The organism is Paenibacillus glucanolyticus NBRC 15330 (genome assembly GCF_004000885.1).
Classification (GTDB): domain Bacteria; phylum Bacillota; class Bacilli; order Paenibacillales; family Paenibacillaceae; genus Paenibacillus_AQ; species Paenibacillus_AQ glucanolyticus.
Window position 1 is genome coordinate 275,570 of sequence record NZ_BIMC01000002.1, and the last position, 18,299, is coordinate 293,868.

Sequence of the window (18,299 nt, forward strand, 5' to 3'; positions counted from 1 at the left end):
AGAGGTTGTCAATGAAAAAATTTGTCGTTTTATCACAAATCATAGGGGCTGTGATGGGATAAAAGATGGTTATGACGTTAGTGTTTTCACCATGATCTCCTGTACATATGAAATAAATATCATTTAGCGCATCTGCGCACATTCCTTAGATGGAGTGTGCGCTTTTTTGCATTTGGAGGAGGAACTTCAATGATGGGTAACCAAACCACAGGTCGGCTGGGTTGGGTGGACTTAAAGACCCCCAGTGACACGACCAGAACGTTTTACGGATTCCTTAGCGGAAAGGGCCATATTGCATTTCAACAACGGCATCGTTCAAGAAACGTCACATCCCGATATGGATCGGAGGATCGTTGTATAGTAAGCGCTTTACCCACGCTTCTATAATGGTAGCAAGCTGCGAAAGGCGTGTTCAACCAAACGGCTTCAATGCAGCACAGATGCAAGTGTAAAAAGGAGGCAATCTACAAGTGGTAACGAATCGCGATATGGCCGTGAAGGTGGGGGTGAATGCCGATACTCTCGTCCGGGTAACAAACGGCTTGATGGCCCTTGAAGTGGATTTGGAAAAAGGCGAGTACGCTTATGCAGGCAGCAAGGGATTTACTCTGCAAGCCGTGCGCAGCGGCTTTCGGTGGCATGGCCGGGAATACCATGCGGGGAATTATGACCGCCATGTTATGGTAGGTCAGCCCGAGAAGATTGAGGATGCATTTGGATCAGGCGTGCATGCCGTAATTCAGCATGAATCCGACCTGCTTCCTGGACTGGAGCAGCATTTTTATGTTTACGAGGGAGCTTCGTTCTTCATCTCTCGGGTCGTCGTTGTAGGGCAGGAGGAAATCAAGGTCAACCGCATCGCGGTAGTGAGCACCCAAGCGGTATCGAGCGGGAATGAGACGGTTCCGGATGAGGCGCTGCATGTGCTTCGCGTTCCATATGATAATGACAAATGGGTGCGTTATCTGACAGAGACGGCTCCGCTGGAAACCGAGAGTTATGAAGTGACGGCCTTGTTCCAGCCGGATAGCCGGAGCGGGCTGATTCTCGGCTCGATCAGTCATGATGTGTGGAAGACCGGGATTCGCGTGAAGGGAGAGACGCCGAAAAGACTGGATGAACTCGAAGTGTACGCAGGCGCAGCGGACATCATGACCCGCGATTCGCAGCCCCATGGTCATGTGAGAGGAACGCGCATCGAATCTCCGCTGGTTTTTGTAGGGGATTATGACGATTACCGGGCAGGGCTCGAAGCGTATGGGGAAGCAAACACAAAGGTTGCGCCAGCGCTGACATGGGAAGGCGGCGTCCCGATGGGCTGGAACAGCTGGTCAGCGGCGATGAGCACGCTGGATTACGAGCTGTATACGGCAACCAGCGATTTTCTGAAGCGGGAGGTTCAGCCGCAGGGTTTTCACAATGAGAACACGCTGTACATTAATTTCGATGCCTTCTGGGATCGGCTTACACCAGCCGAGATGGAGGATGCGTTGCGAAGGGTCCGCGAGAATGGGCATCGGCCCGGTACATACTGGACGCCGTTTGCATTTTGGGGAAGTCCGGCTGGGTTCGGCAGCCCCGTTGAGGGCACCGATGGGAAGTATACCTATGGCGATATCCTGCTTCGTGATCAGGATGGCGAGATTTTGCCGGATATTGCAGGCGGACTTGCGATTGATCCTACGCATCCCGGGAATCTGGCCCGAATCGATTGGTACATGGATAAATTCGTAGCCGAGGGCTTTGAGTACATCAAGCTGGACTTCATGGCGCACGGGGCTCTGGAAGGCAAGCATTATAACCCGGATATTACGACGGGGATCGCTGCATACAATTACGGTCTATCATATCTGACGGATAAACTCTCCCCGGAGCGAATCGGCAGACCGTTCTTCATCAACCTGTCGATCGCGCCGCTGTTCCCTTATTCCTATGCGCATAGCCGCAGAATCTCCTGCGATGTGTTCGGGACGATCCAGGACTCGGAATATTTGCTGAACTCGCTGACGCACGGGTGGTGGATGAACGATACGCTGTACCGTTTTAACGATCCGGATCATGCCGTGATCTATAAAAGCTTCAATCAGGACTCGACGACCCGTCACGAAGGGCGAAGCCGCCTGACCGCGTCCGTGATCTCGGGCACGGTGCTGCTGCTGGGCGATGATTTCCGTCATGAGGAAGCCGCATGGCGCGCCAAGAACTGGCTGGGGAATGAGGGGATCATCGAGATTGCCAGACTGGGGAGAACCTTTGTCCCTGTCGAGGGGAATCTGGGCAAACATGCTGCGGATACGTTTGTGCTGACACATCCAAGCGAAGCGGGAACGGCTTATATTGCGGTATTCAACTTCGATGCGGCCCAGTCCGCGCAGAAGACCGTCTCCTTGGCGCGCTGCGGGCTGGATGCTCACGCTTCTTACAAGGTGCTGGACGTGTGGGAAGACACGGTCGCTGAGGCCAATGAAACACTCGTGATCGAGCTGGCGCCTGCCGAGTCGAAAATCCTGAAGCTAAGTCCCAATTAAGAAGATGAGGAGGAGAGGTTCAGTGAATATCCAAACATACAGGTTCTTCCGAAGGTCATTCATGCTGTTCTTATCGATTCTGCTTGCGGGTGCTGCGCTTGGAGGCTCACTGGCTGCGGCGGAGCAGCAGGAGACGGCGAGTACGATGGCGGGAAGCGTCCTATCTTACGAGGCGGAGTCCACTATGAACACATTGACCGGGAATGCGGGCGTTGTCGATTGCGGCTTTTGTTCAGGCGGGCAAAAGGTCGGCAATCTGTATGGCGGCTCCTCGCTGAAATTTAATCAAATTCAGGTCGATAAGGCCGGTGTCTACGATATGAATATGTTCTACATCTCCGGGGATTCCCGCGCGGCTTCGATCTCGGTGAACGGGGCGGAGAAGGAGAACTTCAGTTTTCCGAAAACAGCGGATTGGAACACGATGGGCACCTATAAGATTCAAATTGCCTTGCATCAGGGCAGCAACACGATTCTGTTCGATGACGCAGGCGGTTACTCTCCGGATCTCGACAAGATTGAGCTGAGTTATCATTCTGCGGGCGATGACGGATCAGGCAGCGATGGGGACATCGGCGATCTGGGCCGGCAAAAACAAGTCACTCCCTACGGCTCCATCACCCTGACCGAGTATGCCAAGGGCTTCAAGGTATCCAATCAGACGTATGAGCTGATGTACAACACTTCAACCGGGTTGTCGCAGTTCAATTGGAACGGCCAAGTGGTTGCCAAGGGGTTATACAGCGAGATTGAACTCGACCAGATGGTGGCGAGCACCGATTACAAACATCACAAGTTTAACAAAAATCAAATCATCCCGTTTCAGGATGCAACCGGCAAGGGCATCAAGGTGACGGTCGTGAATGAGCATGGCGGATTGCCATCGCTTAGTCAAATCTATTACATCTATAATGACGGACCGTATTTGCTTACGGAAACGGTAGCCTCACACAAAACGGAGCTATCTACGGCGAATATAGCACCCATTGCGATGGAAGCGAGGGGCGGCATCGATATCGGCAGCTATGATGATAACCGGGTTCTCGTCGTCCCGTTCGATAATGATGCGTGGTCCAGATATCAGGCGAAGACGATGAATACAGGTCTAAACAACGGTCTGTACATCAGTTCGGAGCTTACGGCCATCTATGACAATACGAGCCGGAACGGCCTGGTCATCGGTTCGGTAACGCATGACACGTGGAAGACCGGCATCTATTGGAGCGGCACGAATGATAAATTGAATACATTGCGTGTATATGGCGGATTTACGTCATCTACCTCCACGTGGGACACGATCCCGCATGGAAAAGTAACGGGCAAGCAAGTTGCTTCGCCTAAGATCATGGTCGGTTTTTTCGAGGATTATCGGACCGGTCTTGAGGCGTTTGGTCATGTGAATGCAGCCATCGAGCCTCCGTTAGCCTTTGGCGAGGGTATTCCTCAAGGCGTTCCGGTCGGCTGGAACAGTTGGGGAGCGTATGACAGTGGTCTGAGTTACGACAAGGCGGTTTCCGTCTCGAATTATTTCAGAGATCATATTCAGGATGAGTCTTTTAACAATGAAGGTCATATCTATATCAATCTCGATTCCTACTGGGATAATATGACCGATCAGCAGCTGAGCGATCTGGTTCAGGTGATTCACGGCAATGGACAGAAGGCGGGCATCTATTATTCGCCATTTGTGTATTGGGGCAACAACATGGAGCAGGTAGTGGAAGGGACGAATGGTCAGTACAAGTACGGTGACATTGTGCTTCGTGATCCGGAAGGCAATGTGCTGCCAACGCTGGACGGTGCATACGCCGTCGATCCGACGCATCCCGGCGTGAAGCAGCGGATCTATTATTATATGAATAATTTTAAGAGCAAGGGCTTCGAATATATCAAAATCGATTTTCTAAGCCACGGGGCAATGGAAGGCAAGCATTATGATCCGAAGGTTCAAACCGGCATACAGGCCTATAACCAAGGGATGGCTTATCTGAATGAGGTGCTGAATGGCTCGATGTTCATCAGTGATTCCATCGCGCCGCTCTTTCCCAGCCAATATGCGCACAGCCGCCGCATCTCCTGCGATATCGACGGCAGCATCGGCAGTACGGAATACCAATTGAACAATCTGACGTACGGCTGGTGGCAGAACGGAACGATCTATCATTATACCGATCCGGACTACATGCACTTGACCAAGGGCGGATCGATAGAGGGAGCACGTTCGCGCGTGAATGCGGCTGCCATCTCCGGCACGGTCTTCCTGAATTCGGATGATGTAACCGATGCAACGGCCCGGCAGTACATGGAAACGCTGCTGACGAATCCGGAAGTGAATAAGCTTGCGATGAAGGGCAAGGCGTTCCGGCCGGTAGAAGGCAACACGGGCACGCAGGCCGCGAACGTATTCGTGCTGGACGATCAGGGAACCCGCTATGTAGCTGTGTTTAACTATACACAAAATGCGGCACAGCGCACCGTGGATTTGGTGCGGGCGGGTATCGCTTCGGAAGGGGCAGCGTCCTATACGGTGACGGACCTGTGGAGCGGTCAATCCCGGACGGTAACGGGCACTTCGCTGGATGTGGTGCTGCAAGCGGCTGAATCCAAGCTTTTGAAAATTGTCCCTAATCCATAACAAGTTGTCATCGATTCATTATGTACATCTACAAGTTCATCGCGGTTCTCGGCTCCATCCGGGGATCGCGATTTCTTGCTTTTGCTGTAAGGATAGTGCTTGTCTCCATACTGGAAAATCAAATGAAGAGGAGAAAACAACATGACAGATATGAAACTATGGTACACGAAACCGGCTCAGAGCTGGACGCAAGGACTGCCGATCGGCAACGGCCGAATGGGGAATGTGGTTCTGTCCGCCCCGCATCGGGAAGTCTGGAATATTACCGAAACCACCTACTGGTCCGGGCAGCCCGAGCCGGTCCAGGGCCGCAGCAATAGCCAAGCGGATTTGGAGCGGATGCGGCAGCATTTTTTCCAGGGTGATTATCGCGGAGGTGATCGACTGGCCAAGGAGTATCTGCAGCCGGAGAAGCTGAATTTTGGCACGAATCTGGGACTATGTCAGGTTATTCTGGATTTTGAGCAGAACACGAAGCCAGAGCCAGCCTTGGATTCTAGTGGAGAGGCGGAACCGCTGTTCCACCGGGAGCTGGATCTGGATGAGGCGGTTGTGCGTTCGGCTTGCGAGGTGGAAGGGATGGAGATGGCGCGGGAGGTATTTGCTACCCATGCGGATCAGGTGATGGTATCCCGGATACGGAGCCATGGTTCGTTAGGCGTGACATGCAGCATCTCGATTCAGGGGGACAACGATCCTTTTCAAACCACGGTTACAGGGAAGGACACAATCGAATTCCAGGGGAAGGCATGGGAAAACATTCACAGCAACGGCGAGTGCGGCGTGTCCTGCCAAGGCTTGCTGCGCGTAGTGGCAGAAGGTGGGCAGTTGAGCGGCTCCGCTGGCACCATTACGGTCGCGGGCGCGGATGAGATGTCGATTTATTTTGCGGTGAATACGGATTACCGTCAGGAAGGTGAGAGCTGGCGAGAGAAAAGCGCGTTGCAGCTGGAGCAGGCCATGCGGAAGGGATACGAGGCGCTGCGGACAGATCATCTTGCGGATTATCAGCCGTTGTATGCACGCGTAAGTATGGATCTGGGAAGCTCGGTGCACTCGGGTCTGCCAACGGATGAGCGGATCGCCAGGTTCAAGGGGGGGCAGTTGGATGACCCGGCGTTGTTTGCACTGTTTTTTCAATATGGGCGGTATTTGACGATCAGCGGTTCCCGCGAAGATTCTGTCCTGCCGATGCATCTGCAGGGGATATGGAATGACGGTGAGGCCAACAAGATGGCCTGGAGCTGCGATTATCACCTGGACATGAACACCCAGATGAACTATTTTCCGACGGAGGCGGTGAACTTAAGCGAGAGCCATCGGCCGCTCATGCAGTATATCCAGGAATTATCCGAGGCTGGTCGCTCGGCAGCCCGACATTATTACGATGCCGACGGCTGGGTGGCGCATGTATTCTCCAACGCGTGGGGATTCGCGTCACCGGGGTGGGAGACGTCCTGGGGCCTGAACGTGACGGGCGGGCTGTGGATCGCCACGCATATGATGGAGCATTATGCTTACAGCCGCGACGAGATGTTCTTGGAGGAGCTGGCTTATCCCGTTCTGAAGGAGGCAGCGGCCTTTTTCATGGATTACATGACGGTACATCCGAAGTATGGCTGGCTGGTGACCGGACCGTCGAATTCGCCGGAGAACAGTTTCTATACGGACAATCGGGAAGAAGGGCACCAGCAGTTATCCATGGGTCCGACCATGGATCAGGTATTGGTCCGGGATTTGCTGGAGTTCTGTGTGAAAGCAGCGCAGACACTGGGCAGGGACGAGGAGCTTCAGCAGAAGTGGCAGGCTGCGCTGATTCAGCTTCCGCCGCTGATGATCGGCAAGCAGGGGCAGCTGCAGGAATGGCTGGAGGATTACGAGGAGGCGCAGCCGGAGCACCGCCATTTGGCGCATCTATTTGCCCTTTACCCCGGCAGCCAGATCACGCCGCACCATACCCCGGAACTAGCTGCGGCCGCCCGAGTGACCTTGGAGAACCGGAACAGCCGGGCCGACCTGGAGGATATCGAGTTTACCGCCGCCCTATTCGGTCTCTTCTACGCCCGACTGCATGACGGTAACCAGGCCGTCCAGCATATTGCTCACCTGATCGGGGAGCTCTCCTTCGACAACCTGCTCACCTACTCCAAACCCGGCGTAGCCGGAGCCGAGGCCAACATCTTTGTCATCGACGGCAACTTTGGCGGCACCGCCGCCATCGCGGAGATGCTGCTGCTGAGCCACGAAGGGGAGATTTATCTCCTGCCGGCACTCCCGGCGATATGGCCTATGGGAAGTGTGAAAGGGCTGAAGGCGAAAGGGAATATTGAGGTGGATATGAGCTGGGAAGATGGGAAGTTGGTTGAGGCGAAGGTGAGGGGGAATGAGGATAAGAGTGTGCGGGTGTTTTATGGGGGGAGGGAGATGGGGGTGGGTGTTGATACAAGAGTGGTGGCTATAGTGCAGCCACAGAACTGGTAATAAGATGTTTAGGTAGCATGAGGTGGGTCATTCAGTTTTTTAGGGAGATGTAAAGCGCTGGATGAAAGATGGAGCCAAAGACATAATTCGAGTTTGTTGAATACGGTAATTACACAAAAAATGAGTGTTTGTTTGGGAAAATGAATTCGCTAGGTTTCAAAATGTTATTCGGGTACTTCTTAAATATAAGCTGAAAAATTGAGCAATAAATCGTGGATATTGACATGTGAATTTACGGATTTAAGGCATTCTTTTCTATGTATGATTATCGATATTTTATTTGTTTGAAGGTAGAGCGGTCGACTTTGCCTACAAATTCATTGCTACCTGAAACAAGCTGATATCCCTTTATACGAGGAAATCAGCTTGTTTTTTAATTTAATTTTGATAACTTTCCATCTCATCTTCAACTAGTCCTACCAACTCAGCAGCCTTCATATCCAGCGCAGCGGCAATGGCAAGTAATGAATTTAATGTGGGTTGGTGAATACCTCGTTCAAGCATGGATATGTATGTTCGATCAAGATTACTGCGGAATGCCAGTTCTTCTTGGCTTACCTTCTGCTCCTTGCGAATGTTCTTTAATACTTGTCCAAAAATTGCTTCTGAGTTCAAGGCAATACCTCTTTTTGTACTCATTATCATTGTGTTTGTAATTGCACTTCCACGGAGTATACTCTACAAAAAGATGTAAATCTCTATTTTTTTATGATATGATCGTAGCAAAATATACCAATTGAAGAGGAGAACGAATGAAATGAAGAATTGTCAGAATTGTGGTGAGTAAAAACAACAGCTCGATTTCTTGTTTGCGGGAAAATGATGTAAGAGGCTTAAGTGTGTTGATAGGATCGACTCAATAAAAATCCTTTTTATGGGGGTTGAAGCTATGGCAAATAGGAATAGGGTTACAGGCATAATCAGCCAGGGGAGTAATCAGGTTAGACTGGAAGGTGAACAAACAATGCCAGAACAGCCTCAAAGTGAAAATGAGCAGATAAGTATTGATGATCACGTAGAAGTTCAGGTTTATGAAGAGACAGGGCAAGAACAAAATCAACAAGAAGAGAGGCTACTTGCCATTGAAGATATTATAAAGCCAGGAAAATTCGGAGTAACGAACAGCCAAATAGTTTCGGCCATTAAGCAAGTGATTGCGGATGGCTCAATCGAAAAGCTGAGGATGCTTCGTTCCATGTACCTGTATTCTTTTGAGAATTCCCTAAGGTATCTGAAAAAGTCGGAGCGAGAGTTCATTCAAAATAACCTGAAATTGAACAGGCCGGAGCGTGGATAGGTCATGCGCTCCGACTTGTTTTTATTTTGTGGGATTTCAGCTTGTCTTGCGTAGAATGATGTGCTTTGGGGAGAGGTAGATCTATTTCTTTAATGGGGTAAGATTCCAAAAAAATTATATTTGTCATATTCGATGATTTGTCATCAAAAGTGCTCGAATTTAACAAGTTTGGAGTAGAGAAGAATCTGGCGTTGAAGAAGCTGGTGGGCTCGGGAAGGGAATCGGGTGGAATTGACGGTTGTTATAGAAGATATTGATTGATTAAATCAAAATGCTCGACTAGAAAAAGTCGGGATTTTTTGTCGATGCTTCATGTTTTATGCAGAATTATAGAAGGTAAATCTAGTATAATGTGGAATACATCTTATAGTTTCGCATTTAGTCAAAAGGGATGTGGGGGATATGCAAGTTCTAAATAAGCAATATATGAAAGAAAGTTCTTTAGATAGTGGATTTTGGAGAGAAATTGGTGTTAAGCACGATGCAATACATGAACTTGAGTCAATTTTGGTGCATTCAAGATTAAAAAGTATATTAGCACAAATGAAAATGCCAGCACTGAATGAACTTAGAAAACTTTATCAATTAGGTGAATTTGAAGATGATGAGAGTCTGAGGGAAGCGCTGTTCAAACTAGATTTAGAAGAAAGAAAGCTGTTATTAAAGCTACATGACTTTTCAAATCGAAAGAAAAAAAGTCTGGATAAATATTATGAAAGTGTGAAGTTGGAAGATGAAAGATATGATAAATCATCTTTAGCTAAACTTCTTCATCTTTTTCATTTGTCCCCTGTACATCTAATTGAATTATTTACTTGGTATTTATGGGATAACAAGGCTTCCGGAAAATTATTCGTGTTTGATAAGGAAAATATCCCATACAGCGAAGCTAAAAAGATTGCAGAAGAGTATACTTATAACATTAAATTAAGGGACATTCTGTACAAAGCATCAGGTTCAAAAAATCAGTATCGAGTATATTCCTATTCAATAATTTTAAAGAAAGTTTTAGTTCTTCTATATAGACAAATAAGTGATGCCCCAAGAGCTGACTTCGTTTCGGCACCGAGGAATAGAGAGGTTTCTCCCACTCTTTTCCTGATTGATATTGATAAAAAAACAGTTGAAATAAAATCTTTGATTACTGAAGAGGGAGCAATTAAAAATTACTTACAATCAACACTAGGTAGTAACCTTGGAGAAATACAATCAAAGGTGTTCGTTGACTATAACAAAGAGGTATTTGTAAATTCTATTTTAAAAGGATCTTCAGTTACAGCTTCTGGTGATATTGTTACAGATTTTACGGTATTTAAAATAAAGTTTAGAGGGACTCCTCTAAAAAACTCACCACAAGTAACATTAGAATTAGACTCTCTTGATATTTGGCCTTCTGTAGAAGAGGCTCATACTAATGGAACGATTAATTTAGAAAGCATTAAGGACCTGGAGAGCATACAATTTAAATCTTCATTAGGTAATAGGTTAATTAGATCGACAGTTTTAGATAACGGAAATGTGATTTTTACAATGGACGATAGTAATTTGGATAGTGTTAATAAAAAACGAATTGAGGAGAAGTTTCTGGATAAATTCGGGGTTCCTCTTTATCGAGAAATATCAAATGAACTGTTTGATGAGGGTAAGGCAGATAAAGTTGATTATCTAATGACAATAAGCACAGTTGAGAAACCAAGTGAATTTATCAATTCAATCCTTACTCAATTGATAAAACAGTCTATTCTTATGGAACTGCAAAATAGTTTCTATTATTGCCCCCATTGTCGAATTGAATATGTTTATGAGGAACCAGAAGAGGTTCCTCATACTTGTAAAGACTGTGATGGTGATAGAATATCGAAACGCTCATCTAAAGTCATTACCGTTAACTTGGATGCAGTATATGGCTTAATAAAAAAAAGATGCAATGAGAAATTAACTCGATGGGAGTTAGTAAGGGAAAACGTTTTGAAAGTTGGAAGTGTTGAACTAAAATGCTTGCATCTTTCACATCAACAAATAGAAATGGGTTTGCAAATTGTAATAACAGATAAATCTCTTCAAAAAAGTGCTTTAAAACAATTAAACCGATTAATGAAACCCACAATCTTAGTTCTAGTAGGTCAATCCGAAAGACTTATTAATTACTCTAATTATAGTTGCGTTGAGCCAGTGAATTTTGGTAAGATATACATAGAAGGGGAACAAACGTTCTCTAAACTTATGGAAGAATGGTCAAATAAATTACAAACAAGAACTAAAACTTTCTTGTCTGCAGCAGCAAACGAAGCTTATAACTCGATTGGGGAAATGACGGAATATGATCTTAAAAATAAAGTGTACACTGATAAGTTTTTTGAGGATGATGTGTTCGCTTTATTGAAAGATATCTTTTCAAACGCTGAAAAATGGGGCAAGGAACTTTCTGGAAAAGAAGTTCCGGAAGGAATCTTCGCTCTAGCTTTTAAACAGGACGGGAAGATTCGTCAACGAGTGTTTTCTTATGACTGTAAGCTGAATACCAATGGAAAAGGATATGATCTTAATAAAAGTGAGCAAAGAAAAGCAGTTGAATATGTAAACACTTTGAATTCAAATGACTATATACAGACATTTAGTGATAAGAATCAACTAAGTGGACATATTTTCATAAGCAATCAATTTAGAAGTAATAATTTTAAAACAATGACTGCTCACTTTTATGAACATTTAAATGAAAGTTTCGATTCTAAAGCTATATTTCTTGATGTTAGTGTTCTATGCTATTTACATGAAAATTTCTCAAAAAACCATCAAAAGATAATGAATAATAGGGATAAGTTCTATAGGGACTTATTTGATGTGTTAATGTCAGGAATAGTTAATACAGAATCAGTTGATAAAGTATTTAAAAAGGCATTAGATAATGATTTAGCTGAATACAAGACGTTGCCAACGCATAAGGTTACCAAGGAATTACAAGAGAAGTATTAATTTATGAAGGGAGGCCACTTCAAATCTTATACCATGTAGATGATTCGGCTCTCCTTTCCTATTGTCAGTTATTTAGTAAGGATATTGAAAGGAGCATACAACAGTTATGTTTCTCAAATTACACTTTAAAATTGGGAAATTATGATGTCGTTTATCAATTTTTTGATGAATTTATAATAAAGTTAATGGTTCAAGATAATATAGTTTTAAAAATTAAATCACTTACTTATGATGAATTTGCTCCAAAAGAGTTAATCCAACAATTCAAGTTTTTATCTGATCCCCCACATAGACTTGAACGTTATCTGAAACTAGGCGATGAGCGATTCCGTTTTGAAATTAAGGAAGCACTTCAAAGTAATCAATTCGTTCCCCTAATAACTAATTCTCAAGTATGGATTTGGTCTGAATACGATATTAGGTTAGCAATTAATAGCGATGGATTTACTCATTTATTGCTTGATAATCTGTAGTTGTATTTTGAATGTCTTGTCAGAAGGTTCATCTTTTTTATGGCTGCCAATTTTTAAACAAAAGTAGAGATTTTTTATTCCAGTAAATTTCGTGACGATGCCTTATGACAACTCATAAAGCACCCAATAGATTAGCCAAGGAAAAGTCACGGTATATTCAGTATCCGGTGAACTGGTTCCCTTGGTAAAAAGAGCTTTTGAAGCCTTTAAGTGCTACAACAAACTTGCTTCTTATCCATTGCGTATAGCTATTTATTGACCCACGCGTCTAAAAACTGAAGATTATCTGAGATTTGATTACAAAACAAGAAGAGATAAAATTCCGAAGCAAAAGTTAAAGAAGATTCTTATAAACAATACTTACTTAGCTTTAGAAATTAAAATCAAGCCCTTACCCCTCCCGGGTAAGGGCTTCTCTTCTTTCCCAACAAAATTCTAACTCTTGATAGCCCCCATCATAATTCCCTTCACAAAATACCTTTGCACAAAAGGATACACCATAATGATCGGCAGCGTGGCGACCATGGTCACCGCCATGCGGATGCTTTCGCTGGACACCGGGATCCGCTTGGAGCCCTGGGCCAACTGCTGGGCATCGGATATCATGCCGGCGGTTTGGAACTGGTTGAGGATTTTGACCAGCACGGCCTGCAAGGTCTTGAGCTCCGGCTTGTAGGTATAGACATAGGAGTCATACCAGGAGTTCCAGTGGCCGATGGCCAGGAACAGGCCGATTGTGGCGAGCACCGGCACGCACAGCGGCATGATGATGCGGAAGAACGTCTGCAGGTCGTTCGCGCCGTCGATTTTGGAGGATTCCTCGATCTCGCCGGGGATCTGCTCCATGAAGGTACGCACGAGAATCATCAGGAAGACGCCGATCAGGCCGGGGAAGATGTAGACCCAGAAGGAGTCGATCAGTCCCAGGGATTTGATAATCATATAGGTTGGAATGAGGCCGCCGCCAAAATACATCGTGAACACAAAGAAGAAGGAGAAGTATTTCCAGCCGAGCAGGCTGCGCTTGCTGAGCGGATAGGCGAGCAGCGTGATGAAGAAGATGGAGGCCGCCGTTCCGACAACCGTCCGGAGTACGGTCACCTGAATGGCGTTCCATATCTCCGGATTCCGGAAGATGGTCACGTAACTCTCGATGGTAGGCACTCTAGGCCAGAAGTACAGATTACCCCGCATCGTATCGGTGGCATCGTTCAGGGAGATGACCAGGATATTCCAGAAGGGATAGAAGGTCACGAGAAAGATGCCGGCCAGGAATACATATAAAGAGGCGTCGAAGATACGTTCGGGCATGGTTTTTTTGCTTAACATGGATGTACCTCCTTATGGTTTAGAATAGGGACTGGCCGTTGAGCTTCTTCGCCGTATAGTTGACGATGACCACAATGATGAAGGCCACAACGGAGCTGAACATGCCAACGGCTGCCGCATAGGAGAACATGCCGTTCTGGATACCGTAGCGGAACGAATAGGTGGACAGCACGTCCGAGTAATCCCGCGTCAGGTCGTTGCCCAGCAGGAAATGCTGGTCGAAGCCCGCATTCAGAATGCCGCCGAGTGCCAAGATCAACAGAATGACAATGGTCGGTTTCAGATGAGGCAGGGTGATGAACATAATCTGCTTGAATCGGTTCGCGCCATCCACCTTGGCAGCCTCGTACAGCTCCGGGTTAATGGACGATATCGCTGCCAGATACATAATCGAGCTGTAGCCCATATCCTTCCACGTATTGCCGAGCGCGACGATCCACCAGAAGTATTTTCCGTTCTGCAAGAATAAAACGCTTTCATTGGTGATATGGAAGAACTTCAATATGCCGTTTATTGCACCATCTGAAGACAGCAGGGTGACGATGATATTTGCCGCAATTACCCAGGAAATGAAATACGGAAGATAAGAGGCGGTTTGCACCGTCTTTTTGAATTTCACGTTCTTGATTTCGTTAATCGCGATGGCGATCAGAATCGGCATCGGGAAGGAGAACAGAAGCGTGATCAGCGTGGAAGCCAGCGTATTGCGCATAACGATCCAGAAGTCGCCGTTGTTGAAGAAGTAGCGGAACCATTCGAAGCCGACGAACTCGCTTGTGAACAGGGTCGACCAGAAGCCGCCCAGGGTAGGCTGGTAATTGACAAACGACATGTATAAACCAACCATGGGCGTGTAGGCAAATACAATGGCCCAGATCAGACCTGGCAGCATCATCAGGAATAGATATTTCTGCTGCTTCAGAATGGCCCATCGTCTTTTTCCGGGAGGACTTATGTTGATGTCACTCCGCGTCTGTAGTGTTGTAGCAGGTTTCATATGGGGCACCTCGCATCTCAAGTTATCTAAAATTATAAGACTCCCAAAAAAAGAGTGTCGATATGACAATGTAACGAATGATGCTTGAAAATAACTTACATTGTTTGTTCCCATAGTTAAAATGGCGAAATCGCTATAATATTAAGGGATAAGCTGACACAGGGGGTATGAACATGTATAGCATTTTTCTCGTGGATGACGAAGAACTAGAGCTTGAGATGATCCGAGATTATATTCGTTGGGAAGAGATGGGGATATATGTCGCCGGAACAGCCCTGAATGGCAGGGATGCTGCTGAGAAGATTGAAGTGATCCAGCCTGATATCGTGCTGACGGACGTCCAGATGCCTGTGATGAACGGACTTGATTTGGCTAAGCAGGTGAGTGAGCAGTTCGACTGGATTCAGTTCGTATTCCTGACCGGACATGATGAATTCAATTATGTGAAGTCAGCTTTGAATGTGGGAGCGGTCGGCTATTTATTGAAGCCGCTGGATTTAAGTGAAATTGTAAGCGTTATCGATAAAGTGAAACAGCGCTGCGAGGAAGTACGGATGAAGAACCGTTCGATTCGCGTGACCAAATCCAATATTGTTAGAGAAATGATTTTTGAGAAGAACGAGGAACGCTTATTGAACCTGGCTGGCAGCTACCATAAGCTGTCCCGTGATTCGGAGCCGAAGACGTATACCCTTGCTCTGCTGAGTATCGATAGTCAAAGCGTCACACCATGGGGACTGTCCATGGAGGATGGCCTGGCACGCCTTCAGACTTATATGGAGGAATGGCTCGCGGACAAAAAGCTGCAGGCTGACTTTGTTGTCTGCCGGGAAGGGGAGCTTGGCATCCTGATGGATGCTGCTTACCATCTGAGCCGGTATACTTGGGAAGATGTGCTGAAGGAGTTGCAGGGTACGCTCGGCTTTACGATGACGGCGGCTGTCAATGAAGAACCGGAGGAGCTGTCCCGCGTCCAGGATTTATACCGGGAGACGCGTTTCATGCTGGAGGAGATGTTCTACGTGGGGAACGGGAGAGTCATCTATGCCAAGGATGTGCAGCGGCAGCTGGGGAGCCGCCAAATTCCTCCCTTTCAAGAGGCCGCTTATTTTGAGGATATTCATCAGCTGGCATCGGAACAGGCCGCGCAGAAGCTGCGGGAGTTCTTCAGTCGGTTAGTTAAACTTCGGATTACGAAATCGGAGGTGTGCGACTTTGCGATTGGCGTGGTGGAGCGCCTGCTGGAGCAGATCCATGAACCGATGACAGAGAGCCACAAGCGGGCAGAGCTCTACCAATCCATCTATCAATGTCGGACGATTATGGAAATCGAAGCGATTGTCTTGGAGTTTGCCCGGCATGCAATCGATACGCTGGAACACCGATTCATGGACAAAAATGCGAGACTGGTGCATCAGGTGAGAACGACCATCGATCAGACCTTTCATCAGGCCATTACCATCAACAGTTTGTCCGATCAGGTATATCTGTCTCCCAACTACTTGCGTTCCATCTTCAAAGAGAAAACCGGGATGACGATCCATGATTATTTAACGAGAATTCGCTTGAGCAAAGCCAAGGAGCTGCTGGCTGACGATTCCCTGAAAGTCCAGGATGTCGCTCAAAGGGTCGGTTACGAGAGCACGTCCTACTTCATTTCCTTATTCCTCAAGAGCCAAGGAGTCACGCCTAATGAATACCGAAAAAGCATATAGCCCACTCGGAAGGCTGGGCCGTATCGCGAGGTCCTTCCCACTCGGCCAGAAGCGCGCGTATTCCAATTGGCGGCTTCGGCACAAGTTCTTTTTTATCTTCCTGATCGTGATCATCCTGCCGTTCTCGCTATTGATCTATTACTCGTATTCCTCGACCCGCAGCACCATTACGGAGCATACCTATACCGCGCTCAACGGATCGCTGGCACAGATTAACACGAATGTGGAGAAGCGGCTGGAGTATTACAATCAACTGTCGAACATTCTCTACATGGATGCCCAGCTCCGTAATTACCTGTCTACCGATTATGAGCAGGCTTATTATTATCTGGATGCGTTCCAATATATCAACCGCACACTGCCGTCCCTGATGACGCTGAATGCCAACATTCTGGGCATTACGATTTATACGGGCAACCATACCCTCTATTCCGACGGTCAATATGTCAAATATACGGAGGAGCTAGCCCCATCGTTAGAGGAACAGGTGCTGGAGGCCGCGGGAAACACGGTGTATTTCCATTCCGAGGACTTCCGGGCCGAAGATGCGTCAATCACCATTGCGCGTTCATTGAGTTATTTCAGCCTGCAGCATCCGTACGGCATTCTGACCATCGACATTAACGATAATGAATTTTACTCCCTGATCAAGATGGAGAACTATAACAAGAGCGTCTATATCATTGACCAAAATGGCAGCGTGATCAGCACGGGAGATCAGGAGCTGAAGTCGAACCAGCTGTTTGACGTATTTCCCATTCAGGAGAAGCTGACGGAGGACGACGGTTATTTCGATATTCGAATACACGGGCAGGAACGCTTTTTTACATATAAAAAGCTGAGTAACGGCTGGGCCACGGTCATTACCGTGCCATATGACGAGCTGCTGGCCAATACAAACAAGGCGACCAGGAATATCATCTGGTATTCTGCCGTAGCGATTGGCATCGCGATCCTGCTGCTCTATTTTACGACCAAGTTCATGACCAAGCGCATCGAGGTGCTGCTGCAGCAGATTCGGAAGGTGGAGCGTGGGGATTTCCGGCTGTCGATCAAACCGATGGGGCATGACGAGATCGGCCAGGTGTCCTTTGCATTCAATAAGATGGCCTCCACCATTCAGACCTTGATCCATGACGGGTACGTGAAGGAGATAGCAAGGAAAGAGTCGGAACTGAACACCCTGCAGGCGCAGATCAATCCCCATTTCCTGTACAACACCCTGTCCTCGATATCTTCCCTGGCGTTGAAGGAAGGGGCGATGCAGGTGTATCAGATGGTTAATTACTTGGCTAAGTATTACAGGGTATCGCTGAATAAGGGGAAGCGCATCATTCTGCTGGAACAGGAAATCAATCTGGTGAAGAACTATGTGGCGATTCAGAAAATACGGTTTCGGGACAAGCTGCATATGCATTATGACCTGGATAAGCAGCTGTTCGGGACCACGACCATCAAGCTCATTCTGCAGCCGTTCATTGAGAACTGCATCAATCATGCCATATGGGATGAGTCGGGGATCAACATCATTGTGAAGGTGAGGCGTGAGGGTGACGGCATTGTACTTCAGGTTATTGATGATGGCATCGGGATGACGCCGGAGCAGCTGGATCAAGCCCTGAATAAATCCGGCAATCTGTCCGGGTATGGCGTGAAAAATGTGGATGACCGGATCAAGCTCACCTATGGGGAGGAATATGGCGTCAGCATCTTCAGCCGACTCGGCATCGGAACGGCGGTCACCATTCGGATACCTGTAATCTCCGATAGGCATCCCGAATATCAACTGGACAGGCAGCAGGCCTTGTTGGAATGACAGACGTTTTGCATTATGAATTGTAAGATTGCGTTATAGAACAATGAACTCCCTG

General features: G+C 47.2%; 11 protein-coding genes. 8 read left to right on the forward strand and 3 right to left on the reverse strand.

The features are described from left to right. Positions 1 to 488 precede the first annotated feature (488 nt). From PGL02S_RS05020 to PGL02S_RS05030, 3 genes are all read left to right on the forward strand, one after another. A complete protein-coding gene (locus PGL02S_RS05020) occupies positions 489 to 2,528 on the forward strand; it encodes an alpha-galactosidase (RefSeq protein WP_376165153.1) in 2,040 nt (679 codons plus the stop codon). Between the two features lie 22 nt (positions 2,529 to 2,550). Continuing rightward, positions 2,551 to 5,163 carry a carbohydrate-binding protein gene (locus tag PGL02S_RS05025; protein WP_036641750.1) on the forward strand — a complete coding sequence of 871 codons (2,613 nt, stop codon included), beginning with the start codon at positions 2,551 to 2,553 and terminating at the stop codon, positions 5,161 to 5,163. A 141-nt stretch (positions 5,164 to 5,304) separates the two neighbouring features. Next, complete coding sequence (locus tag PGL02S_RS05030; RefSeq protein WP_036641752.1) at positions 5,305 to 7,644, forward strand: glycoside hydrolase family 95 protein; 2,340 nt, start codon at positions 5,305 to 5,307, stop codon at positions 7,642 to 7,644. Between the two features lie 378 nt (positions 7,645 to 8,022). Here the strand turns inward: PGL02S_RS05030 and PGL02S_RS05035 are convergent, their stop codons facing one another. Continuing rightward, positions 8,023 to 8,283: a helix-turn-helix domain-containing protein gene (locus PGL02S_RS05035; RefSeq protein WP_255308610.1), complete on the reverse strand. Its 261-nt coding sequence runs from the start codon at positions 8,281 to 8,283 to the stop codon at positions 8,023 to 8,025. A gap of 250 nt (positions 8,284 to 8,533) precedes the next feature. Here PGL02S_RS05035 and PGL02S_RS05040 point away from each other — a divergent pair, with 250 nt between their 5' ends. From PGL02S_RS05040 to PGL02S_RS05050, 3 genes are all read left to right on the forward strand, one after another. After that, positions 8,534 to 8,941, forward strand: coding sequence for a hypothetical protein (locus tag PGL02S_RS05040; RefSeq protein WP_006211561.1), 408 nt, complete (start codon positions 8,534 to 8,536; stop codon positions 8,939 to 8,941). Between the two features lie 393 nt (positions 8,942 to 9,334). Beyond that, complete coding sequence (locus PGL02S_RS05045) at positions 9,335 to 11,914, forward strand: hypothetical protein (RefSeq protein ID WP_164762855.1); 2,580 nt, start codon at positions 9,335 to 9,337, stop codon at positions 11,912 to 11,914. A 131-nt stretch (positions 11,915 to 12,045) separates the two neighbouring features. Next, on the forward strand, positions 12,046 to 12,387 hold the full coding sequence (locus tag PGL02S_RS05050; protein ID WP_006211558.1) for a hypothetical protein: 342 nt from the start codon (positions 12,046 to 12,048) through the stop codon (positions 12,385 to 12,387). 435 nt (positions 12,388 to 12,822) lie between these two features. Here the strand turns inward: PGL02S_RS05050 and PGL02S_RS05055 are convergent, their stop codons facing one another. Both PGL02S_RS05055 and PGL02S_RS05060 read right to left on the reverse strand, forming a co-directional pair. After that, positions 12,823 to 13,716: a carbohydrate ABC transporter permease gene (locus PGL02S_RS05055; RefSeq protein WP_006211557.1), complete on the reverse strand. Its 894-nt coding sequence runs from the start codon at positions 13,714 to 13,716 to the stop codon at positions 12,823 to 12,825. Positions 13,717 to 13,735: 19 nt separating this feature from the next. Beyond that, positions 13,736 to 14,713, reverse strand: a complete 978-nt coding sequence (locus PGL02S_RS05060) for an ABC transporter permease (RefSeq protein WP_036641755.1) — start codon at positions 14,711 to 14,713, stop codon at positions 13,736 to 13,738. A gap of 173 nt (positions 14,714 to 14,886) precedes the next feature. Here PGL02S_RS05060 and PGL02S_RS05065 point away from each other — a divergent pair, with 173 nt between their 5' ends. Both PGL02S_RS05065 and PGL02S_RS05070 read left to right on the forward strand, forming a co-directional pair. Next, a complete protein-coding gene (locus tag PGL02S_RS05065; RefSeq protein ID WP_036641757.1) occupies positions 14,887 to 16,428 on the forward strand; it encodes a response regulator in 1,542 nt (513 codons plus the stop codon). Then, a complete protein-coding gene (locus tag PGL02S_RS05070; protein ID WP_036641762.1) occupies positions 16,406 to 18,244 on the forward strand; it encodes a cache domain-containing sensor histidine kinase in 1,839 nt (612 codons plus the stop codon). The genes PGL02S_RS05065 and PGL02S_RS05070 overlap by 23 nt, the downstream gene beginning before the upstream one ends. Positions 18,245 to 18,299: the final 55 nt, after the last annotated feature.